A 26,629-nucleotide genomic window follows, 5' to 3' on the forward strand; every position below is an offset into this window, starting at 1 on the left:
AGGACCATCCGTGCGCGATCTGAAACTGCCCGACCAACGCCACCCGGAAAAGGCCCATCGCCCCGAACAGGCGCAGCCGAAAAAGCCCGACTGGATCAGGGTCAAGGCCCCCGGCGGCGCGGCCTATGCCGAAACCCACAAGATCATGCGCGAGCACAAGCTAACCACGGTCTGCGAAGAAGCGGGCTGCCCCAATGTCGGCGAATGTTGGTCGCAAGGCCACGCAACCATGATGATCATGGGCGAGATCTGCACGCGCGGCTGCACGTTCTGCAACGTCGCCACGGGCCGCCCCGACACGCTGGACGCGTTTGAGCCGGGGCGCGTGGCCCATGCGGTCGAAAAACTGGGACTGAACCATGTGGTTATCACGTCGGTGGACCGCGACGACCTGGACGATGGCGGGGCCGAGCATTTCGCCCAGACCATCCGCGCCGTGCGTCACCGCAGCCCCGACACGACCATCGAAATCCTGACCCCCGATTTTCTGAAATGCGCGCCCGAAGCGCTGGAAACCGTGGTCGAGGCGCGGCCCGATGTGTTCAACCACAATCTGGAAACCGTCCCCGGCCTATACCCGACCGTGCGCCCCGGCGCGCGCTATTTCCACAGCCTGCGCCTGTTGCAGCGGGTCAAGGAACTGGACCCGACGATGTTCACCAAATCGGGCATCATGGTCGGCTTGGGTGAGGAACGCCAAGGCGTGTTGCAGGTGATGGACGATATGCGCAGCGCCGATGTGGATTTCATGACCATCGGGCAATACCTGCAACCCACATCGCGCCACCACCGTGTGGACCGCTTTGTGACCCCCGACGAGTTCAAGAGCTACAAGAAAGCGGCGCTTGGCAAAGGCTTTCTGATGGTGTCGGCCACGCCGCTGACGCGGTCCAGCTACCACGCGGGCGACGATTTCGCACGGTTGCGGGCTGCGCGTCTGGCGAAATTCGCGGTATAATCCAGCGCGGTCGCCTGTGGTGGCGCGGCGGATGCCTCCGGCGGGAGTATTTGTCGCAAGATGAAACCGGCAGCGGGGGTGCATTTGCCAGAGCGTGGCAGTATGAGGATCGGGTAACCGCGACTCGAACCCAAGGCCTGCCACAATGAGCTTTTCCCGCGCCATCAAGATTGCCCCGTCCATACTGGCCGCCGATTTCGCCAATTTCGGGGCGGAATGCCGCGCGGTCGAAGATCAGGGGGCGGACTGGATTCATGTCGATGTGATGGACGGGCATTTCGTGACCAACATTACCTTCGGCCCTGCCACCTGTGCCGCGATCCGCCCGCATGTTCGCGGCGTCATGGATGTGCATCTGATGATCGCGCCAGTGGACCCGTATATCGAAGGTTTCGCCAAGGCGGGCGCGGATATCATCACCGCGCATATGGAAGCGGGGCCGCATGTTCACCGCACGCTACAGGCCATCCGCGCGACCGGTGCCAAGGCCGGGCTGGCGCTGAACCCCGGTACCGGCCTTGACGGCGTGGAAAACCTGCTGGACCTGCTGGATCTGGTCTGCGTGATGACGGTGAACCCCGGTTTCGGCGGGCAGGCGTTTATCGACATGTCCGACAAAGTGCGTCGTTTGCGCGCGCTGATCGGGCCACGCCCCATCCATATCGAGATTGACGGCGGCATGACGCCGGACACCGCGCCGCTGATGGCGCGCGCGGGCGCGGATGTGCTGGTCGCAGGGTCCGCCGTATTCAAGGGCGGGTCGGTCGTGGACCCGACGCCATATGGCACCAATATCCGCGCCATTCGCACCGCCGCAGAGGCTGCGACAGGGACCGTAGTATGAATCGCGCGATCATCTTCGATCTGGACGGCACGCTGATCGACAGCGCACCCGACATTCACGCCGCCGCGAACGCCGTGCTGAGCGGCGAGGATCTGCCGCTTGTGACATTCGAGCAATCGCGCAGCTTCGTTGGCCGTGGCGCGAGGATCTTTGTGGAGCGGATGGAGCGGGCGGTGACGGGGCGCAACACCCCGACGCTGACCGACCATCTGCACACGCGGTTCCTGCATTTCTACGAGCGCGCGCATGAGAACACCCGGATTTACCCCGGCGTGGTGGAGGTTTTGGAGGGGCTACGCAGTGACGGCTATGCGCTTGGCCTGTGCACCAACAAGCCGATGGGGCCGACACGGGCGGTTCTGGCGCATTTGGGGTGGGAGCGTCTGTTTTCGGTGGTCATCGGCGGCGACAGCCTGCCCGTGGCCAAGCCCGACCCGGCGCCATTGATGGCGGTCATAGAAGGGCTTGGCCTGACGCTGCCGCAGATCACCTATATCGGCGACAGCGAAACGGATGCAGCGACTGCCGAACGCGCAGGCGCGCGCTTCGGGCTGTTCACCGAGGGCTATAGGCATACTGCGCCCGAAGACATGTACCATCAGTTCCGCTTTGATGATTACCGCCACCTGCCCACCCATCTGAAAGACCCTGCCGCATGAGCACACGCCGACCGATGCCCCCGCCCTTGGAGATGCCGAAACCCGGTTTCGGGCGGCGGACACCGCCCGCGCTGTTTCCGCCGATCATGGGCCTGTTCGGCGTGGGGCTGGGCTGGCGCGCGGCGTCAGAGGCGTTTGGCATCGCGCCCGCGATTGCCGACCTGATTCTTGGCGCGACCTCTGTGCTGTTTCTGTTCACGCTGGCCGCTTATCTGGCCAAGCCTTTGCGCCGCCCCGCCGCCTTTATGGAAGACCTGCGCGTGTTGCCGGGCCGGGCCGGGCTGTCGGCGGCCAGCTTGTGCGTGATGCTGTTTGCAGCCGTTGTTGCGCCCTATGCCAGCGGTCTGGCAACGGGGCTGGCTTTGCTGGCCTTTGGCATACATGTTGCGCTGGTGGTGGCTATTGTCATGACCCTGATAGGCGGGCCCGAAGAGGGGCGCGTGGTCACGCCTGTTTTTCACCTGAGCTTTGTGGGCTTTATCATCGGTGGCGTGGCCGCGAATGCGCTCGGGCATCCAGAAATCGCACGCTGGCTGCTATGGTCCATGTTGGTGCCCGCTGGCCTGATCTGGGGGTTCAGCGCGCGGCAGTTGCTGACCCGTGTGCCCCCGGCACCGCTGCGCCCGTTGCTGGCGATCCATTTGGCCCCGGCCAGCCTGTTCACGATTGTCGCCGCAGGCGCGGGGCTGACCCGCACCGGCCTATGCGTTCAGCGCGTTGGCGGCCGCGATCCTTGTGGCCCTGCTGGTCGCGGCCAGATGGCTTATGGTTGCGGGGTTCTCTCCGCTTTGGGGGGCGTTCACCTTTCCGCTGGCCGCGTTCGCCGCAGCACTTGTGACCTTGTCGCAGGGGCAAGGGGTGCTGGGCATCGCGGGCGGCGCGGTGCTGGTTGCCGCCACCCTGATCGTGCCCGCTATTGCACTGCGCATTTTCAAGCTGTGGCCGGGCGGAAAACTGGCGGCAAAGACCAACGCTGCAGAGGCTTAGGGCTTTTATTTTCGCCCAAGGCATGAAAAGGAGCGGTGCCAAGCGTGACACCAATATCAGGAGAGTGGTGATGAAGATTCGCGAGGCATATACATTCGACGACGTGCTTCTGGTGCCCGCCGCCTCCAAGGTGATGCCGACCACGGCGGATACCGCCACCATGGTCACGCAGAGCATCCGTCTGAATATTCCGCTTCTGTCCTCTGCCATGGATACCGTGACCGAAGGGCCAATGGCGATTGCCATGGCACAAGCGGGCGGTATGGGTGTGATACACCGCAACCTGACCGTGGAAGAGCAGGCAGAAGCCGTGCGCCGCGTGAAGCGTTTCGAATCGGGGATTGTCTACAACCCGATCACGCTGACGCCCGAGCAAACCCTGCGGGACGCCAAGGCGCTGCAAGCGCGCTACAACGTGACCGGTTTTCCGGTTGTTGATGAACAGGGTCGCGTGCTGGGTATAGTGACCAATCGCGACATGCGCTTTGCCAGCGACGATGCGACCCCGGTGAAGGCGATGATGAGTGCCGACAATCTGGCCATCCTGCGTGAACCCGCCGACCGCGAGGAAGCGCGCAGCCTGATGCAGGCGCGCCGCATTGAAAAGCTGCTTGTTACCGATGCCGAAGGGCGTCTGACCGGCCTGCTGACGCTGCGCGACATTGACCGCGCGGTGCTGAACCCGTCTGCCTGCAAAGATGATCTGGGCCGCCTGCGCGTGGCCGCCGCAAGCACCGTAGGTGATGCGGGCTACGAGCGGTCGATGGCGCTGATCGACGCGGGCGTGGATCTGGTCGTGATCGACACCGCGCATGGGCATTCCGAAGGGGTGGCCACAGCGGTTGCGCGGATCAAGGCAGAGGCCCCGAACGCACAGGTCGTTGCGGGCAATGTGGCGACCGCCGCCGCCACGCGCGCGTTAATCGACGCGGGCGCCGATGCGGTCAAGGTCGGGATCGGGCCGGGGTCCATCTGCACCACACGAGTCGTTGCGGGTGTCGGCATGCCGCAATTGACCGCGATCATGGATTGCGCCGAAGCGGCGGGGGATGTGCCCGTCATCGCCGATGGCGGCATCAAGATGTCGGGCGATTTCGCCAAGGCGATCGCGGCGGGTGCGAGCTGCGCAATGGTCGGCTCTGCGATCGCAGGAACCGATGAAGCGCCGGGCGAGGTGATCCTCTATCAGGGCCGAAGCTTCAAATCCTATCGCGGGATGGGCAGCTTGGGGGCCATGGCGCGCGGCTCCGCCGACCGCTACTTCCAGAAAGACGCAGCCAGCGACAAACTGGTGCCCGAGGGGATAGAGGGCCAGGTGCCCTACAAAGGCGCCGTCGGCACGGTTCTGCACCAGATGGTCGGCGGCTTGCGTGCCGCCATGGGCTATACCGGCAACGCCACTGTTGCCGAAATGCGGGGCGGCTGCGAGTTCGTCCGCATCACCAATGCAGGGCTGAAGGAAAGCCATGTGCATGATGTGCAGATCACCCGCGAAAGCCCGAATTACCGGGTTGGCTGATGCAGGCTTTGGCCGATCTGACGCTCTTTCATGACCTTCCAAGTCTGGCCGCGGCAATCGTCGCGGTCTTTCTTGTTGGCTTGTCCAAGGGCGGGCTTGGCGGGGCCTTCGCGCTGATGGGCGTGCCGATCCTGTCGCTGGTCATGTCGCCGGTGCAGGCAGCGGCGCTCTTGCTTCCGGTGCTGCTGATGATGGACGCGGTCAGCCTGTGGACATGGCGCGGCTGGCTGGACCGCGCGACCTTGTGGCACGCGCTGCCCGGCGCAGCATTGGGCATTGGGGTCGGGGGCCTGACCGCCGCCTATACCCCAGAGGCCATGGTCCGACTGCTGGTCGGCTTGGTGGCCTTGGGATTTGTCGCGCGCATGGCGCTGGCACGCCGCGCGGGACGGGTGCCCGCAACGGGCCAGCACCGCCTACGGGGCACGGTGTGGGGCGGCGTTGCCGGGTTCACAAGCTTCGTGGCCCATGCCGGTGGCCCACCGTTTCAGGTCTATGCGCTGCCCTTGCGGCTGGACCCGCGGGTTTATACCGGTACTACGGTGGTGTTTTTTTCCGTCGTCAACGTCATCAAACTGGTGCCTTATACGGCGCTTGGCCAGTTTACAGCGCCGGTGCTGACAAGCGCGTTGGTGCTTGTGCCGCTGACCGTTGGTTCAACCCTGCTGGGCGCGAAGATCGTGAAACATATGCGCGCAGATGCGTTTTACCCGCTGATGTATGGGATGATAACGCTTGCAGGTGGGAAGCTGGTCTGGGATGGCATGACCGCGCTGGTGGCCGGATAGGGGGAGCCGATGACAACCGCCGAAGATCTGATCGCCCGTTTCGGGCTGGAACCCCACCCCGAAGGCGGATGGTATCGCCAGACATGGATCGCCAGTGCCCAAGAGGGCACTCGCCCCGTTGGCACAGCCATTCTGTTCCTGCTGCCGGTGGGCGAGCGCAGCCATTGGCACAAGGTCGATGCAACAGAGATCTGGCATTTCCACGCGGGCGCGCCACTGGCGCTGCACATGGCCGAAACCGATGCCGGACCAGCCACCCGCACCCTGCTTGGCGCGGTGACGGACGGTCATGCGCCGCAAGCCATCGTGCCGCCGCATCATTGGCAGGCGGCCGAAAGCACCGGGGGCTGGTCGCTGGTCGGCTGCACCGTTTCGCCCGCGTTCCGCTTTGACGGTTTTACCCTTGCACCAAAGGGGTTCGACATACCGTCAGACGCTTGACGGGCAGACCCCAAGCGCCTATACGCCGCGCTGTCATACCCGGAATCGGGTCATGGCCTGTTTGGCGTGTGCAACCCCTCAGCTTCGGTCGGGGTAATCCGGGCCTGCGGTAGATATAAATACGTTGGGGCATTCTCTGGCGGGCACTTCGGTGGACCCGGTCGAAGACCAGAGCTCTGGCCAGCATCATCAAGACGTGGGCAAACCACGACACATGAAAGGACATGCGATGAACCTGATCGCACAGCTAGAGGCCGAGCAAATCGCTGAACTCGGCAAGACCATCCCGGATTTCAAGGCCGGCGACACTGTTCGCGTCGGCTACAAAGTGACCGAAGGCACCCGCTCGCGCGTGCAGAATTTTGAAGGCGTGTGCATCAGCCGCCGCCATGGCACCGGCATTGCAGCCTCGTTCACCGTGCGCAAAATTTCGTTTGGCGAGGGCGTGGAACGTATCTTCCCGCTTTATTCCACCAATATCGACAGCATCGAAGTGGTGCGCCGTGGCCGCGTGCGCCGCGCGAAACTGTATTACCTGCGTGATCGTCGTGGTAAGTCGGCGCGTATTGCCGAAAAGACCAACTATCGTCCGCTAAAAGACAAAGCCTGAGGAGCGCGACAATGAAAGCTGATACGCATCCCGATTACCACTTGATCAATGTCAAGATGACCGACGGAACGGTCGTGCAAATGAAATCGACTTGGGGCACAGAGGGCGAAACTCTGTCGCTCGACATTGACCCCTCGGTGCATCCGGCATGGACCGGCGGCAACACCCGGCTTATGGATGCCGGTGGCCGCGTGTCGAAGTTCAAGAACAAATACGCCGGGCTGGGCTTCTAAGCTACACCGCCGTCACGTGTTTCGGGCGCAAGGGCATCTGCCTTTGCGCCCTCTTGCGTTGCGCTGTCAGCTTGCACCCGCCGCCGGTGCGGCATAGAAATGCCGTCCGAACACACGGGGAACACACGTGACGCACATCATCACTGTTGGGAATGAAAAGGGCGGCTCTGGCAAATCGACCATGTCGATGCATGTCTCTGTCGCTCTGGCGCGCATGGGCTGGCGTGTCGCGGCGATGGACCTTGACCTGCGCCAGCTCAGCTTTGGCCGCTATATCGAGAACCGGCGCAATTTCATCTCCAAGGGCGGGTATGACCTGCCCTGCCCGAGCTTCATGGCCCTGCCAGAGATTGATCCGGCCAACCTGCCCGAAGGCGCGCAGCTGGCCGACGCCCGCATGAGCGCGGCGCTGGAGCGCGCACAAGCAGAGGTCGATTTCCTGCTAATCGACTGCCCCGGCTCGCATACGCGCTACAGCCAGTTTGCCCATTCGGTGGCCGACACGCTGATCACGCCGATCAATGACAGTTTCATCGACTTTGACCTGCTGGCACGAACAGACCCCGACACGGGCCGTGTGCTGGCCCCGTCGATCTATTCGGAAATGGTCTGGAAAGCGCGGCAAACGCGCGCCGAAGCGGGCATGCGCCCGCTAGACTGGATCGTGCTGCGCAATCGGCTGGGCACCACCGCCATGCACAACAAGCGCAAGGTCGGCGCCGCGCTGGAACAACTCTCGAAACGGATCGGGTTCCGCCTTGCGCCGGGGTTCAGCGAGCGGGTGATTTTCCGCGAGCTATTCCCCAAGGGCCTGACGCTGCTGGACCTGAAAGACACCGGGGGCGAGACGATGACAATGTCCCATATCGCCGCCCGTCAGGAAGTGCGCGACCTGTTGGCCGCGCTGGATTTGCCCGGTGTCGATATCAGTGTCTGATGCCGCGCTTGGGAAGCGCCTCGTCGCGTTCCATCTCCAGGGCATCATAGCGCGCGCTTAGACGACGCGGCATGCCTTTGATCGACAGGATCGCATCTAGTGCGAGGTTGGATCGAGAAGTTTGCGGAGTTGGTTTCATGGTGCTGCCTCGTTGTTTTTGGTGCGTTAACCATGACCCTACGTCAGGGCCGAAATGGGGCACAGTTTGGATAGTTGCGGCCTACTTTCGGGTGATTTTATGACCAACTACACAACTCAAGGGTAGTGGATTGGCCCGTCACACGGCGATCAGGAAATAGGTAATCGCCGGAAATGCCACCAAAATCCCCACGCGGATCAGGTCGGACGCAACAAAAGGCAGCACCGCGCGATACGTGTCGGTAATTCGGGTTTTCGGGTCCATCGCGTTGATGACGAACAGGTTCATGCCCACTGGCGGCGTGATCAGCCCGACCTCGACCACAATCAGCACCAGAATTCCGAACCAGATTGCGGTCAGTTCCAGATTCGCGCGCTCCAACGCCAGCGCATTCACACGGCGCAGACCCAGCGCACGGGTCTGCTCGCGGGTCAGTTCAGCGCCGGCGGCCAACGCCTCTTCGATACTTCGCAGCATCTCTGGTGCCAGATCGACGCCCTGGCGAAATGCCTCTGCCGCGCGGGCCGCGTGCAACTCGGCCATGGAGATGAAGTTGAAATCCAGCTCCATCATGACCGGCCAGAAAATGGGAATGGTCAGCAGGATCATCGACAGGCTGTCCATGACGCAGCCCAGAAGCAGGTAGAAACACAGGATGATCAGCAGCACGACGAAGGGTGCGTAGCCTTGTGATCCGACAAATTCGGCAATGCTCTGGGGCACCTGCGTCAGCGCCAGAAACCCGTTGTAAAATGCCGCGCCGAAGATGATGAAGAAGATCATCGCGCTGGACCGCGCTGTTACGACAAAGCTTTCGGCCAGCGTTGCCCGTGTCAGCCCACCATTGACCCACGCGATCAACCCGGTGCCCAGCGCGCCCACGGCGGCGCCTTCGGTGGGCGTGAACCAGCCTGCATAAATCCCGCCCACCACAAGGCCAAAGACCAGCAACACGGGCCAAATCTTGACCAGCGCGGACATACGCTCTGCCCAAGGCATGGGCGGGCGCAGGCCAGCGGCGTCCGGGTTTACCCGCACATAGATCGAGATGACGATCACATAGCCGATCGCCGCCATGATGCCGGGAATAAACGCGGCCAGAAACAGTTTCGCGATGTTCTGCTCTGTCAGGATGGCATAGATCACCAGCACCACCGATGGCGGGATCAATATGCCAAGCGTGCCGCCCGCCGCCAGCGTTGCGGTGGAAAACCCGCCCGCGTAGCCGTAGCGTTTCAACTCTGGCAGGGCCACGCGGCTCATGGTGGCGGCGGTTGCCAGCGAGCTACCGCAGATCGCCCCGAACCCCGCGCTGGACCCGATGGCGGCCATGGCGACACCGCCCTTGCGGTGGCCCAGAAATCCGGCGGCCGCTTGAAACAACGCCTGACTCATCCCGCCCAAAGTGGCGAAATGCCCCATCAGCAGGAACATGGGAATAATGCTCAGCGAATAGCTGGCGAAGGTGGTGAAGGTTTCGGTTTCCAGCCGCGCCAATGGCACCAGCGTGCCGCCCGTGACCCAGACCAAGCCAATCAACCCGGTCAGGAACATGGCAAGCCCGATGGGCACCCGCAGGAAGATCAGCGCCAGAAGGGCGGGAAAAGACAGGATGCCGATGGCGATGTCGCTCAATGCTCGGCCTCCCCGCCGTCACCGATAATGTCTTGGCCGCGCGCCACTTCGACCGTGCGGACCCAGACCATGTAGACCGCGACCACGACCCCTGCCCAAGCGGCCACGCTGGAGGCCGCATAAGCCCACCAAACCGGCCATTCCAGCAGGTAGGTGGTCTGTCCGGTGCTCATCCGCGCCTCTGTTGCCACCTGCAAGCGCCATGCGATCAGAACCAGCGCAACGGCGAGCGCAATCTCTGTCAGGAAGCGCAAGATGCGGTTGCTGCGCGCGCTCAGGAACGACGTGAACACATCCACCCGGGCGTGGCCAACGGTCAACTGACACAGCGGCAGGAAGCAGAACAGCGCAAAGGCCATGCCCATTTCGGTAATCTCATAGTCGCCGAAAATCGGGCCAAGGCCGGTGCCCAACGCCCATTCCGCAAATCCCGGTGCCAGTGATTGCACCAGATCCATATGCATCAGCGTGTTGGCCTGCCGGCCCAGAATGGACAGGCAGGTCATGATGACCAACGCCGCCAAAACCGTGCCGCCCAAAAGCGCCATACCGCGTGCGAGTGTGGAAATGAAACGGTGCATGACCTTCATCTATTGCAAGCGCAGGCACAGGAAAGGGCGCACTTGCGCGCGCCCCCGCCCGATGCCAGCCCGATCAGTTGCTGGCCGCATACTCGTCCATCAACGCGCGTGCGCGCTCTATCAACGCTTGCCCGTCCTTGCCGCGCTCTGCCATATCGGCCACCCAACGCTCGTAGATGGGAGCTGACAGGTCGGCCCATTCGGACACGGCATCGGCACCGATGGTGATGATGTTGTTGCCCATCTCATCAGCCATCTCGCGGCCCGGAGCGTCGTAATCCTGCTGTGTGCCACCGGCGAAAACCGAAAATTCCAACCCGGAATTCGCGTCGATCACTGCCTTCAGGTCATCGGGCATGCCATCATAGCGCGCTTGGTTCATGGCCAGCACGAAGGTCACTGTATACAGCATGTTGCCTTCGAACTCGGTGTGGTTTTCGACCAGCTCGGGAATGCGCAACGCAGGGGCCACTTCCCACGGCATCACCGCACCGTCGATAACACCTTTGGAAATCGCCTCTGGCGATTGCGCGATGGGCATCCCCACGGGCGTTGCCCCAAGGCTTTCCAGCAACTGCACTGTCAGGCGCGAGGGGCCGCGCAGCTTCATGCCTTCCAGGTCCGAAGGTTGTTCGACCGGGTCGGCGGAGTGGATCACGCCTGGGCCATGCACCCATGTTCCGATCATTTTGACATCGGAAAATTCGTCCTGCATTTCCTCTTCATACAAGTTCCAATACGCGTAGCTGGCCGCGCGCGCATCGCTGACCATGAAGGGCAATTCAAAGACTTCGGTGCTGGGGAAACGGCCCGGCGTCAGGCCGACCACCGTCCAGATCACATCGGCGGTGCCGGATGCGGCTTGGTCATACAACTCGCCCGGTGTTCCGCCCAGTTGCATGCTGGGAAAGCGGTCCACCTTGATGCGGCCATTGCTGTCGGCTTCGACATTGTCGGCCCAGACATCAAGGATGTGCATCGGCACATTCGCTTGCGCCGACAGGAAATGATGCAGCCTGAGCGTGACGTCCTGTGCCATTGCAGGCGCAGCGCCAAACGTAACGGCCCCGGCCAAAGCACCGCCCACCAGCCCAAGCAGGGTTCTGCGATAGGTCATGAATTTCTCCTCCCGTGTATAAAGTTGCATTAGCAACTATCAATTTGAAAGCACAAGACAGCCATTTGCGCCAGTGTTTTTTCGACCGAGCGGTTGATTTTACCTCAGCGCCGCTCCTCCCCTTGCGCAGTCTGCCATGGGGCGGCACTCTGTCCAAACAGTAAAACAGGGGGTGCGCGTGCAAGATCAACTCAGCGGTTTCGACGAGATCCTTGCCCTTTGTCCCCTGCGGTCGGGCGGGTTTATCGTGACAGTGTTCGGCGATGTGGCCTTTCCTGCCGACGAAGCGTTGTGGATCGGACATTTGATAGACTTATGCGCCGATCTCGGAATCAGCGAGACCCTTGTGCGGACATCGGTCTCTCGGCTTGTGGCGGCGGGGCAATTGGTTGGCACACGGCACGGTCGGCGCAGCTACTACGCCTTGGCACCCGGCGCACGGGCCGAATTCGAACGCGCGGCCCAGGTGATTTACACTGCACCCCAAGAACGGCCTTGGCGCTTTTTGTTTTTCCCCGACGGGCATGCGCCCGATGGGTTGGAGCGTCTGGGAATGGCCGCGCTGTCGCCGCAGCTTGGGTTCGGCCCTGCGCGCGGAGCGGTGCCTGAGGGCGCTGTTGCCTTCACCGCTCATGCCGATGGTGCGCAGGCCGACCTGACCGCAATGCTGGCAAGGGTCTTTCCGCTAGAGACTTTGGCGCAAGAGTATCGCGCGTTCTGTGAATTGGCGCGCACCGTGTCCGCCCTGCCGGACCCGTCCTCCAAAGCGGCCTTGCAGGCCCGTCTGGTACTGACCCATGCATGGCGAAAGGTCGCCCTTCGCGATCCGCGCCTGCCAGCCAACCTGCTGCCAACCGGACACCCGGAACCCAAGGCGCGTGCCGTGTTCGCCCGAAGCTATCTGGCGCTGTGTGCGCAAGCTGAAAGCCACGAACGCAGCCTTTTGGCGCTGAAAGACGCGCAAAACACCATGCGAGATTCGGTCATCGCAGCACGGCGCGCGGCCTTGCAGTCCAGCCTTTTGGACAGCACCTGACAAAAGCAGCACAAAATACTAATATTTTTTCTTCTTTTTGTGACGCTTTTGCTGTAGTGTGTAGTTCCGCAGCCGTCGCGCCTTGGGAGGGGCCGGATGACACAGGCATATATCTGCGATGCGCAACGCACGCCCATCGGGCGATATGGGGGGGCACTATCCTCTGTCCGGGCTGACGATCTGGCCGCAATTCCATTGCGCGCGCTGGTCGCGCGCAACCCGCAGGTCGATTGGGCCGCCGTTGATGACGTTGTCATGGGCTGCGCCAATCAGGCCGGCGAAGATAATCGCAACATCGCGCGTATGGCCGCCTTGCTGGCCGATCTGCCGGTCGAGGTTCCGGGGATCACCGTGAACCGGCTGTGCGCCTCGGGCCTCGATGCCGTGGGCATGGCCGCCCGCGCCATCCGCGCCGGGGATTGCAGCCTTATGCTGGCGGGCGGTGCTGAGTCCATGAGCCGCGCGCCATTTGTGATGCCCAAAGCCACGTCGGCCTTTTCGCGTGCGACTGCCGTCTATGACACAACCATCGGCTGGCGGTTTGTAAACCCCAAAATGGACGCGGCACATGGCACGCATTCGATGCCAGAGACTGCCGATAACGTGGCCGCCGATTGGAATGTCGCGCGCGCTGACCAAGACGCCTTCGCGTTAAGGTCTCAGGCACGTTGGGCGGCGGCGCAAGATGCAGGGCGCTTTGTGGACGAGCTTTGCCCGGTCGAGGTGGCGCAGCGCAAAGGGGCCGCGCTGGTGATCGACCGCGACGAACACCCGCGCCCCGACACAAGCGCCGAAGGTCTGGCCAAGCTGCGCGGCATCAACGGACCTGACCTAACCGTGACTGCAGGCAATGCGAGCGGCGTGAATGACGGCGCGGCGGGACTGCTGCTGGCCTCTGAGGCGTCGGCCTCGGCCAACGGCCTGACCCCCCGCGCCCGCATCATCGCCTGCGCAGCGGCAGGTGTCGCCCCGCGCGTCATGGGCATTGGCCCGGTCCCGGCGGTGCGCAAGGTGCTGGCGCTTGCGGGGCTGGGTATTGGCGACATGGACGTGATCGAGTTGAACGAAGCCTTTGCTGCCCAAGCCCTCGCCAGCTTGCGCGAGTTGGGCCTGCCCGACGATGCCGCGCATGTGAACCCAAATGGCGGCGCAATCGCGATGGGCCACCCGCTCGGCGCAAGCGGCGCGCGAATGGTGGCCACCGCAGTTTGGGAATTGCAGCGCCGCCAAGTGCGCTACGCGCTGTGCACAATGTGCGTCGGCGTCGGCCAAGGCGTAGCCCTTATTCTGGAACGTGTCTGAGAGAGGAATGCCAAAATGTACGCACAAATGGTGAAATCCGAAGCGACGCAGGACGACCCCGAAAAGCTGGCCGCGTTTCAAGCGCGGATCGATGCGGGCGAAAAGATCGAGCCGAAGGAATGGATGCCCGAGGGCTACCGCAAGACGCTGATCCGCCAGATCGGCCAGCACGCGCATTCCGAGATTGTCGGCCAACTGCCCGAAGGCAACTGGATCACCCGCGCGCCATCGCTGGAGCGCAAGGCAATCTTGCTGGCCAAGGTGCAGGACGAGGCGGGGCACGGGCTGTATCTGTATTGCGCCGCCGAAACGCTGGGCGTGTCGCGCGACGAGCTGACAGAGGCGCTGCTGGCGGGGAAGATGAAATATTCGTCCATCTTCAACTACCCGACGCTGACATGGGCCGATATCGGCGCAGTCGGCTGGCTGGTCGATGGTGCGGCAATCATGAACCAGGTGCCGCTGCAACGCACCAGTTTTGGCCCCTATAGCCGCGCCATGATCCGCATCTGCAAGGAAGAAAGCTTCCACCAGCGGCAGGGCTTTGACATCATGCGCAAGATGGCGACCGGCACCAAGGCGCAACGCCACATGGCGCAGGATGCGCTGAACCGCTTCTGGTATCCCAGCCTGATGATGTTCGGCCCGTCCGATGCCGACAGCGTGCATTCCGCGCAGTCGATACGGTGGAAGATCAAGATGAACACCAATGACGAGCTGCGCCAGAAATTCGTCGACCAGACGGTGCCGCAAGCCGAATATCTGGGCCTGACCGTGCCCGACCCCGACCTGCGCTGGAACGCAGACAAGGGCGGCTATGATTTCAGCGAACCCGATTGGGACGAGTTTTTCGAGGTGCTGAAAGGCAACGGCCCCTGCAATACTGAGCGCCTGGCCGCGCGGCAAAAGGCCTGGGACGACGGCGCATGGGTGCGCGACGGGTTAATGGCACACGCTGCCAAACAGCATTCGGCGCCGGTAGCTGCCGAATGAACAGGGGGCTTTGCCCCCTACGGCCTGCGGCCTACCCTCAGGATATTTTTGCAAAGATGAAAGGGTAAAGCGATGTCTGCGGAATGGCCCCTTTGGGAGATTTTTATTCGCGGTCAGCATGGCCTGAACCACCGGCATGTAGGCAGCCTACACGCGCCCGATGCAGAACTGGCGATGCGCCATGCGCGCGATGTTTACACCCGGCGCAATGAAGGGGTGAGCATTTGGGTTGTACCGTCGGCGGCGATTTCGGCCTCTAGCCCGTCGGATAAAGGCCCGATGTTCGAGCCGTCGCAGGACAAGGTGTATCGCCACCCCAGCTTTTTCGACATCCCCGATGAGATTGGGCATATGTGATGGGTGCTGTGGTGGATCTGGATGCGGCCTTGTTCGAGGGCTTATGCCGTTTGGGCGACAGCACGCTGGTTCTGGGGCACCGGGTGTCGGAATGGTGCGGGCAAGCGCCAGTTCTGGAAGAGGATATCGCGCTGGCCAATGTGGCGCTGGACCTGATTGGCCAGACGCAGATGTGGCTGGGGTTGGCGGGCGAGGTTGAGGGCCGCGAGCGCACTTCCGATACGCTGGCCTACCACCGCGACGTCTGGGACTTTCGAAACCTGCTGCTGGTCGAACGTCCGAATGGCGATTTCGGCCACACCCTGATGCGGCAATTCCTGTTCGATGCGTGGCACCAGCCGATGCTGGCGGGACTGGCGCAGTCGCGCGATACGCGGGTGGCAGAGATTGCGGTCAAGGCCGGGAAAGAGGTGGCCTATCATCTGGAACGCTCTGCCGATCTGGTGATCCGGCTGGGCGATGGGTCCGGTGAAAGCCACGCGCGCATGCAGGCGGCGCTGGACACGCTTTGGCCCTACACGGGCGAGATGATGGTGCCGGATGCGACCGATGCCGCCTTGGCAGAGGCCGGGATCATGCCCGACCTGAACGGTCTGCGCACCACATGGGACGCGTTGGTGCAAGATGTTCTGGCCGAGGCGACGCTGACCATTCCCGAAAGCGGCTTCATGCATAAGGGCGGCAAGCAGGGCCAGCATTCCGAGCATCTGGGCCATATGCTGGCGACCATGCAATTCCTGCCACGCGCCTACCCGGATGCAACATGGTAAACACGGCGCAAATCTGGGAGTGGCTGGCAGAAGTGCCTGACCCGGAAATCCCGGTGATCTCTGTCACCGAACTGGGCATCGTACGCGATGTGGCGCTGGAGGGGGATGCGGTTGTCGTGACCGTCACGCCGACCTATTCGGGCTGCCCGGCCACCGCGGCCATCAATTTCGAGATTGAGCGTGCCTTGCGGGAAAAGGGCGTGGCGAATGTGCGGATGCAGCAGCGACTGTCGCCGCCATGGACCACCGACTGGCTGACCGATGCCGCGCGCGACAAGCTGCGCGCTTACGGGATCGCTCCACCGGTGGATGGCACCGGGGCTACCGGCGTGGTCGCAGGCCGCGTGAAGCGGCTGACCGGCGCGGCCCTGATTGTCGCCTGCCCGCGCTGCGGGTCCGAGCACACACAGAAGGTCAGCCAACACGGCTCCACCCCCTGCAAAGCGGCCTATCAATGCCGCGATTGCTTAGAGCCGTTCGACTATTTCAAATGTATCTGAGGGCGCGCGCATGAGTCGTTTCCACCCCCTGACCGTGACCGATGTGGCGCGCGATACGCGCGACAGCGTGGTTGTGACGTTGCAGCCCCAAGACAATGACGCCTTTCGCTTCATCCAAGGGCAATACCTGACGTTTCGGCGCGGCTTCGACGGGCAGGAAGTGCGGCGGTCCTATTCCATCTGCGCGGGGCTGGATGATGGCGCGCTGCGGGTGGGCATAAAGCGGGTCGAGGGCGGCGCGTTCAGCACTTGGGCCAATACCGAATTGCAGGCTGGCGATGTGCTGGAGGCCATGCCGCCCCAAGGCAAGTTCCACATCCCGCTCGTGCCTGAGGAGCGGCGGCACTACCTGATGTTTGCCGCAGGCTCCGGGATCACGCCCATCCTGTCTATCATCCGCACCGTGCTGATGCGCGAACCGCAATCGCGCGTGACGCTGGTTTACGCCAATCGCAAGATCGCCTCGATCATGTTCCGGGGCGAGTTGGACGACCTGAAGGACCAGTATCTGAGCCGCCTGTCGGTGCTGCATGTGCTGGGACAAGACGCGCAGGAGATTGACCTGTTTACCGGGCGACTGGACGCAGCCAAGTTGGACAAACTGTTCACGCAATGGATTGACCTGAAGTCGGTGCATGCAGCCTTCATCTGCGGGCCAGAGGCGTTGATGCAGACCATTGCAGGATCACTGCGCGACCACGGGCTGACCGACGATCAGATCAGGTATGAACTGTTTGGGGCCGCGCAGCCGGGCCGCGCGGCACAGCGCGCGGTGGCCATATCAGATACCAAGGGCAAGACTTGCGCACTCTCGATCACGCTGGATGGCACAACGCGCAACTTGGACATGCCGATGGATGGCACCACCGTGTTGCAGGCGGCGCTGGGGGCCGATCTGGACGCGCCGTTTTCCTGCACGGCTGGCGTGTGTTCCACCTGCCGCGCCAAGGTGATCGACGGCGCGGCCGAGATGGCCGTCAACCATGCGCTGGAAGATTACGAGGTCCGCGCCGGCTATGTGCTGACCTGCCAATGCACGCCGACCAGTGACCGGCTGGTGCTGAGCTACGACACCTGAAAGGAACGGCCATGCTGGACGCAAGCCAACCGATGCGGCTGCAAAGCTACCTGTGCGGCGCGTGGCGCGACGGGCGCGGCGCGTATAAGCCGCTGCTGGATGCCGCGACGGGGGCAGTGGTCGCCGAAATTGACGCGACCGGTTTGGACATGGCCGAGGCGTTAGAGCATGGCCGCCGCGCGGGTGCCGCGTTGCGCGCCATGACCGTGCATGAGCGCGCCCTGATGCTGAAAGCGATCGGGCTGGCGCTGCTGGATCAGAAGGACGATTTTCACGCCCTGTCGCTGGCCACCGGGGCCACGCCAAAGGATGGCTGGATAGACATTGACGGCGGCATCGGCACGCTTTTGAACTACGCGTCGAAGGCGCGACGCGAATTGCCCAATAGCCGTGTTTTGACCGATGGCGGGGTCGAGGCGTTGTCGGCGGATCACAGCTTTTCCGCGCGCCATATCCTGACGCCCTTGCGCGGGGTCGCGGTGCATATCAACGCGTTCAACTTTCCGGTTTGGGGGATGCTGGAAAAGCTTGCGCCGAACCTTCTGGCCGGTATGCCCGCCATGGTGAAACCCGCCAGCCAGACCGCGTATCTGACCGAACTGGTCGTGCGGCGCATTCTGGCAACGGGGCTTTTGCCCGAAGGGGCGCTGCAACTGGTCTGCGGCGGCGTGGGCGACATGCTGGACCATGTGACGGGGCAGGATGTTGTCACTTTCACCGGGTCCGCCGCGACCGGGCAGATGCTGAAATCGCACCCCGCGATCATCTGCAATTCTACCCGTTTCACGATGGAGGCCGACAGCCTGAACGCCTGCATCCTTGGCCCCGATGCCACGCCGGATACCCCCGAATTCGACCTGTTCATCCGCGAGGTGATGCGCGAGATTACTGCCAAAGCCGGGCAGAAATGTACCGCCATCCGCCGCGTGATCGTGCCGCGCGCGGCAGCGGGTGCGGTGCGCGATGCTTTGGCCGCGCGCATGGCAGAGGTTGCCGTTGGCTTGCCGGGCGATCAGACAACACGCATGGGCGCGCTGGCCAGCCTTGCCCAGCGCGACGATGTGCGTGCGGCGATTGCGCGGCTGCAAGCGGGGGCAGAGATCGTTGCGGGCAACCCCGATGACGTGCATGTTGCCTCTGGCGATGCGGCGCATGGGGCTTTCCTGAACCCCGTGCTGCTGTATGCCGACCAGCCGATGCAGGCCCATGCGGTGCACGAGGTCGAAGCCTTCGGCCCCGTTGCAACGCTGCTGCCCTATGACAGCGCAGATCAGGCCGTCGAGCTTGCAGCACTTGGCAAAGGCTCGCTTGTGTCGTCGCTCTTCACCAACGCGCCGGATGTCGCGGAAGAGATCGTGCTGGGCCTTGCGCCCTTTCATGGCCGGGTAATGATCGGCAATCGTGACAGCGCCAAATCGTCGACTGGCCACGGCTCTCCTCTGCCGATGCTGGTGCATGGCGGTCCCGGTCGCGCAGGCGGGGGCGAAGAACTGGGCGGCATGCGCGGCTTGCATCATTACATGCAGCGCAGTGCGGTGCAGGGCACCCCGCGCTTGTTGGCGGCGGTCACGGGCGAGTGGACCAAAGGAGCCGATAGCCATGACGGCACGCACCCGTTCCGCAAATCCTTGGCCGAATTGCGGCTGGGCGACCGCGTTGTGACCGAGCGGCGCGAGATGACGTTGGCCGATATCGAACATTTCGCCAGCTTCACGGGCGACACGTTTTACGCTCATATGGACGCGGACGCCGCCCGCGCCAACCCGTTCTTCGAGGGGCGCGTGGCGCATGGCTACCTGATCGTGTCTTTCGCGGCGGGGCTATTCGTGCAGCCGGACCCCGGCCCGGTTCTGGCCAATTACGGCGTCGACAATCTGCGCTTCCTGACGCCGGTCTATCCGGGCGACAGCTTGGGCGTGGACCTGACCTGCAAAGCCATCAACCCGCGCGCCGACGCCGACTACGGCGAAGTGCGCTGGGATTGCGAAGTGACCAAGCAGGATGGCAGCGTGGTCGCGCAATATGACGTGCTGACAATGGTAGCAAAGACCTGGCCCTAACGCCAAAGCGCTACGCTACACTGGCTTCGGGCAAATCCAGCCAGAGCTTGCCGCCGTCATAGCCACCGCGGACGCGGAAATCGGGTCGGCGCAGTTCGGGAAAATCCCCTTCCCAGTCGCGGAAGCGGTCTTGCGACACCACACGCCCACCATAGTCGCGCGCGGCGCGCAGGATCATCGGGTCGGCGGGTTCGCCCTTGGGCACAACCATGACCTGTTCATGTGGCAGCCCGATCCGTCTGGCCAGCTTGTAGTGATTGCGGTAGCGCCCTTCCAACTTGTAGCCTGCATTGGCATCGAACACGACGCCGGGTGTATAGCCTTGCGCCCGCAAACTGACGACGACCTCGCGGACGGAGTCGATATCCGGGGTGTTGTCCCGCCAATGCATGACATTTGACCCGTCAATCATGATAAATCGCGGTCTCTTTTCCGATCCGTCGCCATCCGTGCGCGCCGGTTTGCGGTGGAACGGGCGCACCATGAGGATGAGCGAAATGAGCGCCAAGGCACCCAGAAACGCGCTCTCGATTGGGAATTGGAAAATCAGGGCGGAAAAATCTGTCAGTGTCATTATCAGTCCGGAGCATTTCTACCTAGGATTGATCCAAGGCTAAGCCCGAATTGTGGCGGGATTATGCCCGACCGGACGTGGAAGACAAAAGTCGCGGGTCGACCCCGATCCGGTCCAACGTCGCAGACCAGAGTTCGCCCGGCGCAGTGCCGTAAAGCAATCCGGCATCGGCGGCGCATGTCAACCAGCCACCGGCGCGCAATTCTGCGTCCAACTGGTCCGGTCCCCATCCGGCATAGCCCAACGCCAGCCGAACCTCTGTCGGCCCCTGGCCGCGCGCGATCTGCGCCAATATGTCCAGCGATGTGCTGAGCGCGGCAAACTCGGTTACGCTCAAGCTGGCATCGGCGGCCATCACATCAGGCGTATGCAGAACGAATCCGCGCGACGTTTCTACCGGCCCACCAAAATAAACCGCGTCATCGGCTTGCGCCGGTGCATCGCCCAGACCGCTATTCTGACCTTGCAATGGAATATCGAGCGTCTGCAACAACATCCCGAAATTCAGGTCGGGCAACGGCTTGTTGACGATCAAGCCCATCGCCCCTTCGGCAGAATGGGCGCAGAGAAACACCACCGAATGCGCAAAGCGTGGATCGGGCATGCCCGGCATGGCAATCAACAAGTGTCCCGCAAGGCCCGTGTCGTCGGTCATGCGCCAATCATGCCCCAGCAACAGGGCACATGCAAAGCCTGTGTTGCAAGCGAACAGCCACGACATGACGCTCTCGCCGTTTTGTGACTTCCAATCTCACGCCAGACAACGGATGACAGAGGCATGAGCATTTTCAGATCCCTCGCCAGCGTTGCTATTTGCGCAAGCGTCTGGGCCGTCAGCCCGGCCACCGCACAGGTGCCGCGCCCGTCCGACATTGTTGCGGCAGAGGTGTTGCCGGGCTGGCGCACCGAGCATGGCACGATCATGGCGGCGCTGCATCTGCGTCTGGCGCGTGACTGGATTACCTATTGGCGCCATCCGGGGGAAAGCGGCATCCCGCCACGGCTGGACCTGTCCGGGTCTGGCAATCTGGCAGGGGCAAGGCTGCATTGGCCTGCCCCGCGCCTGTTCACCAAGGCGGGGTATCTCAGCATAGGCTACGCCAACGAGTTGGTCCTGCCGCTAGAGTTGACGCCGACAAGTGCAGGCATGCCGATCGACCTGCGCGCCGCCTTTAGCATCGGGGTGTGCGACGATGTCTGCATTCCCGTGGATATGCAGTTCGCAACCGTTCTGGACGGGCGGGGCGGCCCTGACCGCGCAATCCGCAGCGCATTGGCACGGCAACCCGAATCCGGGCGTTCGGCGGGCCTGTCGGACCTGCGCTGCGAGGTGCAGCCCGCCGCAAAGGGGATGCATCTGTCTGCGCACTGGACAATCCCGCAGCGCGCCGGACAGGAATATATCTTGCTGGAACTGCCGGGCAGCGCTTGGCGTGTGCAATCCCTGCCGTCACAGCGCGTTGGCGGTCAATTGACCGGACAGGCGATGTTGCGTGGCAAAAAGGGCCAAGCCGCCGGAATTGATCGCAGCGCCATCCGCATGACGCTGATAACGCCTGACGGGACGTTCGAGCATCAGGGCTGCTCGCTGACCCGCTGAGCCGCGCGCCGCTGGCCCAGCCAGACCGCGACTGCGCCCAAAAGCCATAGCAGCACAAGCAAAACCGCCGTGCCAGCGACCGCCACTAGCAACGCAAGTTGCAGCGGCGCGACGGTGGCGCCGTCTGCCAGACCGGCCAGCGCGCCGGGCAGCGCCCCTTGCCAGAGGGTCCACCCGAGTGTCAGCGAGATCCACACCGCCACGGCCAGCGTCGCCAGCCGGGGCAGTTGCGCGATACCGGTTTGCGGCTGGGTCAGCGCGCGCGACAAAGATGTGAACAATCGCCGCAAGTCATGCCCGATGGCCAGAAGTGCGGGCACCAGAAGCAGCACGATCACCATGCCAAAACCAAGACCATAGACAAGCGTGATGACCGTGGGTTTCAGAAACTGGGCCTCGCTCGATTTTTCAAACAGAAGCGGCATCAGCCCCAGAACCGTCGTCAACGTGGTCAGGATGACGGGGCGCAGGCGGTCGCACGCAGCGTCGACAATGGACGGAATCAACCCGCGGTCGCGGGCGTATTGGTCTACCGTCGTCACCAGAACGATCGAGTCGTTGATGATGATCCCCACCATTCCCATGATGCCGACGATCGAGAACATCGACATCGCCACGTCCCAGCTCAGATGCCCGTAGATCACACCGATCAGGCCGAAGGGGATAACCGCCATGACCACGAAGGGGCGCAGCCAGCTTGAGAACACCCAAGCCAGCGTCAGGTAGATCAGGATCAGGCACAGCCCCAGACCGATGGCCGCGTCGGACAGGAATTCGCGTTCCTGCTCGGCCTGACCGGACAGGCGGGTGGTGATGCCGAAATCGGCTTCCAGCGCAGGCAGGATCTGGTTTTGCAGCGCGAGCGTGACCTCACGGGCGCGGGCAGCGTCGTCTTCGGACAGATCGCCAGAGACCGTGACCACGCGCGCCCCGTTCTCGCGCAGAACTCGGCTGAACCCTTGCCGTTCGTGCACCGACACGATGTCGCCCAGCAATACATAATTGCCGGTGGGCGAGCGCATCTGCATGCTGTCGAGAAAATCGGCGGCGCGTTCTGTCTCTGGCAGTTCCACTCGCACACGGCCCGTGCGCAGACCGTCAGGGAACGTCGCGGCCTCTATGCCCGTCAGGCGGTGGCGCAGATCACGCGCCAGGCTGTCGATGGTAAAGCCCAGCGCCTGCCCTTGCGGGGTCAGCTGCAAGATCAGTTCGGGTTTGTCATACGGCAGGTTATCATCCAGCCCGGTCACTTCGGGATAAGGCGCAAGCGCCGCGCGGAGGGATTCGGCGGCGGCTTTCAGCGTTTCCGAGTCTCCGCCGGTCAGATCTACCGACACACCGTCCCCGCCGGGTCCGGACCCCCAGGACCGGAAGCTGAATTCTTCCAGTTGCGGGTGGCGCGTGACCGCATCTTGCAACTGGGACGAAAACGCGAACGAAGAGACGGGTCGCAGATCGGCATCCACCAACTCTATCGAAATGCCGCCCAGCAGGTCGCCGTCCTTGTTCTCGGCAGATGCAAGCGGGCGCCCGGCATGGCCGCCGATCTCTACCATGGCGAAGGTGATCGGGTTCACCCCGTTTTCCGCTTCGACCTGCGCCGCCACGTCCTGCGCCGCGCGCTGCAATTCGCGCAACATATTAACGGTGTCAGCCCGTGTCGCCGCGTCGCTCATGACAATATTGCCTGTGATAGAGCCTTGCTCGGGCGGGTTGAAAAACCGGAACGGCAGATCGCCGCGCACAAGGTTTGCGGTTTGCACCGCCAACAGCGCAATGAGCCCGGCAAGAACCGGATAGCGTGCGGCAATGACCAGCTGCATGAGGGGCCGAAAGCCGTTGTGGCGTAACCAGCGAAACACGCGATTCGTCTGCCGCGACGGCCAGTCATACCAGTTCTCGCGCAACCCCGCCGCGATGGAATGCGCCATGTGGTTGGGCAGGATCAGGAAACACTCGACAAGGGACGCGATCAGCACTGCGATGACGGTCAGCGGTATGTCAGCAATCAATGTGCCGAACCGCCCGCCGACAAGGACCAATGCGCCAAAGGCCAGAATGGTCGTGACCGTGGCGGCGAATACCGGGTGCGCCATCCGGGTTGCGGCGTTCTCTGCTGCCTGCGCAGGGGTCTCTCCCAATTCGCGGGCGCGGTAGTCGGCGTGTTCGCCCACAACAATCGCGTCATCGACCACAATTCCAAGCGTAATGATCAAGGCAAACAGCGATATCATATTCAGGCTGAGGCCCATGACATACATGACCGCAATCGCCGCCATCATCGCGGCCGGTATGCCCGCCGCGACCCAGAAAGCGGTGCGCGCGTTCAGGAACAGGAACAGCAGCACCACGACCAACCCCAATCCCATCAAGGCATTGCTGACCAGCAGGTTGATCCGGCTGGAAATATAGTCCGCACGGGTCGAAACCAGCTCGATCCGGGTGCCCTCTGGAAGAGTCAGGTTCATCTCCGCCGCGATCTCGGCCACTTGTTCCTGAATGGCAATCGCATCGCCTTGTTGCGAGCGACTGACTTGCAGGCTGATCGCCGGATCAGCGCCCACGAAGAACGCGCGGTCGCGGCTGATATCGCTTTTTTCGACCAGCGCCACATCGCCCACGGTCAGAATAGAGCCGTCTGGCCGGGTGCGCAGGGCCACCTGCGCGATTTCAGTGGCAGAGCGCCGCTCGACACCTGTGCGCACGCGTGCCGCGCCAGAGGCCACATCGCCGGTGGGGTCGGTGCTGACAGTCTGCGCAATGGCCTGCGCGATCTCGGACATGGTCACGTCATGCTCGATCAGATTGCGGCTTGGCACCTCGACCATCACTTCGGCGCTGGCAACACCGCGCACGGTGGTACGGGTGATCCCCGCATCATACAGCCGCGCCGCGAATTCGTCGGCAAAGCGGGCAAGCTGTTCAATCGCAACGGGGCCGCTGACCACCACGTTGGTCACGCGGTCTGCCCAAGTAGAGCGCCTTGTTTGCGGGTCTTCCACGTCATCGGGCAGGTTGGACACCGCATCAATGGCGTCCTGCACATCGTTGTTGGCGCGGGACATGTCCCAGCCGGTCTCAAACTCCAACTCGAAACGTGCGCGGCCTTCGCGTGACTCGGTGCTGATTTCTGTGACACCCTCTACGGCTTGCAACGCAGGGCCCACCAATTCGACCACAGCGCGGTCAATGTCTTCGGCACCCGCTGCGGGCCACGGGATATCCACGCTGATGTTGTCGACCACCACATCGGGAAAGAACTGCGTGCGCATCTGTGGCATGGCCGCAAGCCCCATCACCACCATGATGACCAGCAACAAGTTCGCCGCGGTCTTGTGGCGGGTGAAATAGCGGAAGATGCCCACCGCCTGAACCGACAGCCCCTTGCGGCGGGTCGTTTGCTCTGCACTCATCGCTTATCCCCCCTGACGCGGGGCGGCGCCGTCTTCCAACCGCTCCAGCGTGCTGGCCGGAATGCTGTCTTGCGAAAGCTGGGCGATCAGGCGGGCGCGCACAGGTTCGGGCATGCGGGTATTGCCCTCAACCTGGGCGATCAGGCGGGCGCGGCGCTCGGGGTCCAGCATGACCATTTCGGGTGCCTCGGCTTGCAATTGGCCATCAGCGGTCTGCCGCAGCGGGCGGACCAGAATGCCCGCACCCAGCATCGGACCCACCTCGCGCACGATTTCCAGCCCGGCCAGCGCCCCTGCCTCGACGATCACGTTGTCGCCTTGGCGGCGCAAAACATTGGCCGGCCGCGCGCTCAACCGGTCATCTTCGCCGATGACCAGCACCTCGCCACCGACGGTGATGGCGCTTGCCGGCAAAAGCGCGACATCGTCCAAGGCGGGCTCCGACAGGCGAACCGTCACAAAATCGCCGGGACGAAACCCACGCGGGTTGGCCAGTTCCACAAACACCTCACGCCCGCTTTGGCCTGTTGCCACGGTGGCAGAGGCACGGACCAAGCGACCGGGCGAGGCAATCTCGTATCCGGCCACTTCCAGCGCCACTTCGGCACCCGCATCGCGCAGGCGACCATTTTCGTCAATCAGCCGCAGGTATTGCGCGGTCGACACGCGCACCGATACTTCCAGCGAGGATGGGTCGATGATCCGCGCAAGCTGCTCGCTCGTGTTGACCAGCCGCCCCTCGACCAGTGCGACATCGGCCAAGCTGCCGGAAATGCCTGCACGCACGGTGGTATCGGCCAAGCGGCGTTCGGCTTCGGCCACCGTGATATTCTGGCGCTCCAGCGCGGTCCGGGCCTGATCGGCGCGCGCCTCTGCGCTGGCTTGGGCCTGCTTGCGGCCCACGACGGCTTGGCGCGCAGAGGCCACGGCCAGTTCCGCCTCCTCCAGCGCGGCTTCTGTGGTGACGCCGCGCTCTGTCAGCCCGACGCGACGGTCCAGCGCGCGGGCCCGCAGGTCGAATTGCGCCTCTGCTGCTGCGACATCTTCGGCAGCCAAGGTCAGCGCACGTTCTGCTTCGCGCAGTTCGGCTTCGGCGCGCGTCAGATCGCTTTGGGCGAGGGCCAGCGCGGCCTCCGCGTCCGCGGGATCAACTCGGAACAGCACCTGCCCTGCAGAAACTTCGGCCCCGTCCTCGACCCCGTCGCCAAGTTCGATGATCCGGCCACCAACAGGTGCGCGCAGTTCCAGCGTCCGCTGGCTGCGCACCTCTCCAAAGGCCGACAGCACGGGTTCAACCTGCCCTGTCGTCACCGGCAGCGCCTGCACCGTGAAAACACGTTCGCGCGCCTCGCCGCGCGGGCCGTTCGCATTTTCCGCACGGCTCTGGATCGCGCTCACAAGCGTTGCCCCCGCATACACGAGCCCGGAAACTGAGACGGCGGCCAGAAACAGGCCAAGAAGGCTGCGGGTCAGAAAACGCATGACTACTCCAAGTTAC

Annotated in this window: 27 protein-coding genes; 19 read left to right on the forward strand and 8 right to left on the reverse strand. The window is 63.1% G+C overall.

The window, feature by feature from the left end:
• Positions 1–10 precede the first annotated feature (10 nt).
• The 10 genes from lipA to ROE7235_RS06405 all read left to right on the forward strand — a co-directional run bounded on the left by lipA (position 11) and on the right by ROE7235_RS06405 (position 7,976).
• Positions 11–958 (forward strand): lipoyl synthase, encoded by a 948-nt coding sequence (gene lipA, locus ROE7235_RS06360; protein ID WP_121093831.1) that lies wholly within the window; start codon positions 11–13, stop codon positions 956–958.
• A 145-nt stretch (positions 959–1,103) separates the two neighbouring features.
• On the forward strand, positions 1,104–1,802 hold the full coding sequence (gene rpe, locus ROE7235_RS06365; protein ID WP_121093832.1) for a ribulose-phosphate 3-epimerase: 699 nt from the start codon (positions 1,104–1,106) through the stop codon (positions 1,800–1,802).
• Positions 1,799–2,461, forward strand: a complete 663-nt coding sequence (gph, locus tag ROE7235_RS06370; protein ID WP_121093833.1) for a phosphoglycolate phosphatase — start codon at positions 1,799–1,801, stop codon at positions 2,459–2,461. The genes rpe and gph overlap by 4 nt, the downstream gene beginning before the upstream one ends.
• Complete coding sequence (locus ROE7235_RS06375) at positions 2,458–3,474, forward strand: TDT family transporter (RefSeq protein WP_183073352.1); 1,017 nt, start codon at positions 2,458–2,460, stop codon at positions 3,472–3,474. Before gph ends, ROE7235_RS06375 begins: the two co-directional genes overlap by 4 nt.
• A 44-nt stretch (positions 3,475–3,518) precedes the next feature.
• Complete coding sequence (guaB, locus tag ROE7235_RS06380; protein ID WP_121093834.1) at positions 3,519–4,967, forward strand: IMP dehydrogenase; 1,449 nt, start codon at positions 3,519–3,521, stop codon at positions 4,965–4,967.
• Entirely contained in the window at positions 4,967–5,755 is a 789-nt protein-coding gene (locus ROE7235_RS06385) for a sulfite exporter TauE/SafE family protein (protein ID WP_121093835.1), read from the forward strand. Before guaB ends, ROE7235_RS06385 begins: the two co-directional genes overlap by 1 nt.
• A gap of 9 nt (positions 5,756–5,764) precedes the next feature.
• The gene (locus tag ROE7235_RS06390; protein WP_121093836.1) at positions 5,765–6,196 is read left to right on the forward strand and encodes a cupin domain-containing protein; all 432 of its coding nucleotides are present in this window, start codon (positions 5,765–5,767) and stop codon (positions 6,194–6,196) included.
• A 229-nt stretch (positions 6,197–6,425) separates the two neighbouring features.
• A complete protein-coding gene (gene rplS / locus ROE7235_RS06395) occupies positions 6,426–6,806 on the forward strand; it encodes a 50S ribosomal protein L19 (protein WP_121093894.1) in 381 nt (126 codons plus the stop codon).
• Positions 6,807–6,817: 11 nt separating this feature from the next.
• Positions 6,818–7,039, forward strand: coding sequence for a 50S ribosomal protein L31 (gene rpmE / locus ROE7235_RS06400; protein WP_121093837.1), 222 nt, complete (start codon positions 6,818–6,820; stop codon positions 7,037–7,039).
• A 127-nt stretch (positions 7,040–7,166) separates the two neighbouring features.
• Positions 7,167–7,976 (forward strand): division plane positioning ATPase MipZ, encoded by an 810-nt coding sequence (locus ROE7235_RS06405; RefSeq protein ID WP_121093838.1) that lies wholly within the window; start codon positions 7,167–7,169, stop codon positions 7,974–7,976.
• Here ROE7235_RS06405 and ROE7235_RS20105 read toward each other — a convergent pair.
• From ROE7235_RS20105 to ROE7235_RS06420, 4 genes are all read right to left on the reverse strand, one after another.
• Positions 7,966–8,115 carry a hypothetical protein gene (locus ROE7235_RS20105; protein ID WP_183073354.1) on the reverse strand — a complete coding sequence of 50 codons (150 nt, stop codon included), beginning with the start codon at positions 8,113–8,115 and terminating at the stop codon, positions 7,966–7,968. The two genes, ROE7235_RS06405 and ROE7235_RS20105, sit on opposite strands and share 11 nt — an antisense overlap.
• A gap of 138 nt (positions 8,116–8,253) precedes the next feature.
• Positions 8,254–9,750, reverse strand: a complete 1,497-nt coding sequence (locus tag ROE7235_RS06410; RefSeq protein ID WP_121093839.1) for a TRAP transporter large permease — start codon at positions 9,748–9,750, stop codon at positions 8,254–8,256.
• Positions 9,747–10,331 carry a TRAP transporter small permease gene (locus tag ROE7235_RS06415; protein ID WP_121093896.1) on the reverse strand — a complete coding sequence of 195 codons (585 nt, stop codon included), beginning with the start codon at positions 10,329–10,331 and terminating at the stop codon, positions 9,747–9,749. Before ROE7235_RS06415 ends, ROE7235_RS06410 begins: the two co-directional genes overlap by 4 nt.
• A 73-nt stretch (positions 10,332–10,404) precedes the next feature.
• Positions 10,405–11,448 (reverse strand): TRAP transporter substrate-binding protein, encoded by a 1,044-nt coding sequence (locus tag ROE7235_RS06420; RefSeq protein WP_121093898.1) that lies wholly within the window; start codon positions 11,446–11,448, stop codon positions 10,405–10,407.
• 178 nt (positions 11,449–11,626) lie between these two features.
• Here ROE7235_RS06420 and ROE7235_RS06425 point away from each other — a divergent pair, with 178 nt between their 5' ends.
• The 8 genes from ROE7235_RS06425 to paaZ all read left to right on the forward strand — a co-directional run bounded on the left by ROE7235_RS06425 (position 11,627) and on the right by paaZ (position 19,544).
• Positions 11,627–12,484 (forward strand): PaaX family transcriptional regulator, encoded by an 858-nt coding sequence (locus tag ROE7235_RS06425; protein WP_183073356.1) that lies wholly within the window; start codon positions 11,627–11,629, stop codon positions 12,482–12,484.
• Positions 12,485–12,580: 96 nt separating this feature from the next.
• Positions 12,581–13,786 carry a 3-oxoadipyl-CoA thiolase gene (pcaF, locus tag ROE7235_RS06430; protein ID WP_121093841.1) on the forward strand — a complete coding sequence of 402 codons (1,206 nt, stop codon included), beginning with the start codon at positions 12,581–12,583 and terminating at the stop codon, positions 13,784–13,786.
• Between the two features lie 15 nt (positions 13,787–13,801).
• Positions 13,802–14,779, forward strand: coding sequence for a 1,2-phenylacetyl-CoA epoxidase subunit PaaA (gene paaA / locus ROE7235_RS06435; protein WP_121093842.1), 978 nt, complete (start codon positions 13,802–13,804; stop codon positions 14,777–14,779).
• A 72-nt stretch (positions 14,780–14,851) separates the two neighbouring features.
• Complete coding sequence (gene paaB / locus ROE7235_RS06440) at positions 14,852–15,136, forward strand: 1,2-phenylacetyl-CoA epoxidase subunit PaaB (RefSeq protein WP_121093843.1); 285 nt, start codon at positions 14,852–14,854, stop codon at positions 15,134–15,136.
• Entirely contained in the window at positions 15,136–15,906 is a 771-nt protein-coding gene (gene paaC, locus ROE7235_RS06445) for a 1,2-phenylacetyl-CoA epoxidase subunit PaaC (protein ID WP_121093844.1), read from the forward strand. The genes paaB and paaC overlap by 1 nt, the downstream gene beginning before the upstream one ends.
• Positions 15,900–16,406, forward strand: coding sequence for a 1,2-phenylacetyl-CoA epoxidase subunit PaaD (paaD, locus tag ROE7235_RS06450; protein WP_121093845.1), 507 nt, complete (start codon positions 15,900–15,902; stop codon positions 16,404–16,406). The genes paaC and paaD overlap by 7 nt, the downstream gene beginning before the upstream one ends.
• A 10-nt stretch (positions 16,407–16,416) precedes the next feature.
• Positions 16,417–17,484, forward strand: a complete 1,068-nt coding sequence (gene paaE / locus ROE7235_RS06455; RefSeq protein ID WP_121093846.1) for a 1,2-phenylacetyl-CoA epoxidase subunit PaaE — start codon at positions 16,417–16,419, stop codon at positions 17,482–17,484.
• 11 nt (positions 17,485–17,495) lie between these two features.
• Positions 17,496–19,544 (forward strand): phenylacetic acid degradation bifunctional protein PaaZ, encoded by a 2,049-nt coding sequence (paaZ, locus tag ROE7235_RS06460; RefSeq protein ID WP_121093847.1) that lies wholly within the window; start codon positions 17,496–17,498, stop codon positions 19,542–19,544.
• Positions 19,545–19,554: 10 nt separating this feature from the next.
• On the opposite strand, the gene ROE7235_RS06465 is transcribed toward paaZ, so the two are convergent.
• Entirely contained in the window at positions 19,555–20,118 is a 564-nt protein-coding gene (locus ROE7235_RS06465) for an NYN domain-containing protein (RefSeq protein ID WP_121093848.1), read from the reverse strand.
• 61 nt (positions 20,119–20,179) lie between these two features.
• Entirely contained in the window at positions 20,180–20,773 is a 594-nt protein-coding gene (locus tag ROE7235_RS06470) for a YqgE/AlgH family protein (protein ID WP_121093900.1), read from the reverse strand.
• A 123-nt stretch (positions 20,774–20,896) separates the two neighbouring features.
• On the opposite strand from ROE7235_RS06470, the gene ROE7235_RS06475 reads away from it, so the two are divergent.
• Complete coding sequence (locus ROE7235_RS06475; protein WP_121093849.1) at positions 20,897–21,718, forward strand: protein-disulfide reductase DsbD domain-containing protein; 822 nt, start codon at positions 20,897–20,899, stop codon at positions 21,716–21,718.
• Here ROE7235_RS06475 and ROE7235_RS06480 read toward each other — a convergent pair.
• On the reverse strand, positions 21,694–25,131 hold the full coding sequence (locus tag ROE7235_RS06480) for an efflux RND transporter permease subunit (protein WP_121093850.1): 3,438 nt from the start codon (positions 25,129–25,131) through the stop codon (positions 21,694–21,696). The two genes, ROE7235_RS06475 and ROE7235_RS06480, sit on opposite strands and share 25 nt — an antisense overlap.
• A 3-nt stretch (positions 25,132–25,134) precedes the next feature.
• Positions 25,135–26,613 (reverse strand): efflux RND transporter periplasmic adaptor subunit, encoded by a 1,479-nt coding sequence (locus tag ROE7235_RS06485; RefSeq protein ID WP_121093851.1) that lies wholly within the window; start codon positions 26,611–26,613, stop codon positions 25,135–25,137.
• Positions 26,614–26,629 lie beyond the last annotated feature (16 nt).

It is taken from the genome of Roseinatronobacter ekhonensis (assembly GCF_900499075.1).
Classification (GTDB): domain Bacteria; phylum Pseudomonadota; class Alphaproteobacteria; order Rhodobacterales; family Rhodobacteraceae; genus Roseinatronobacter; species Roseinatronobacter ekhonensis.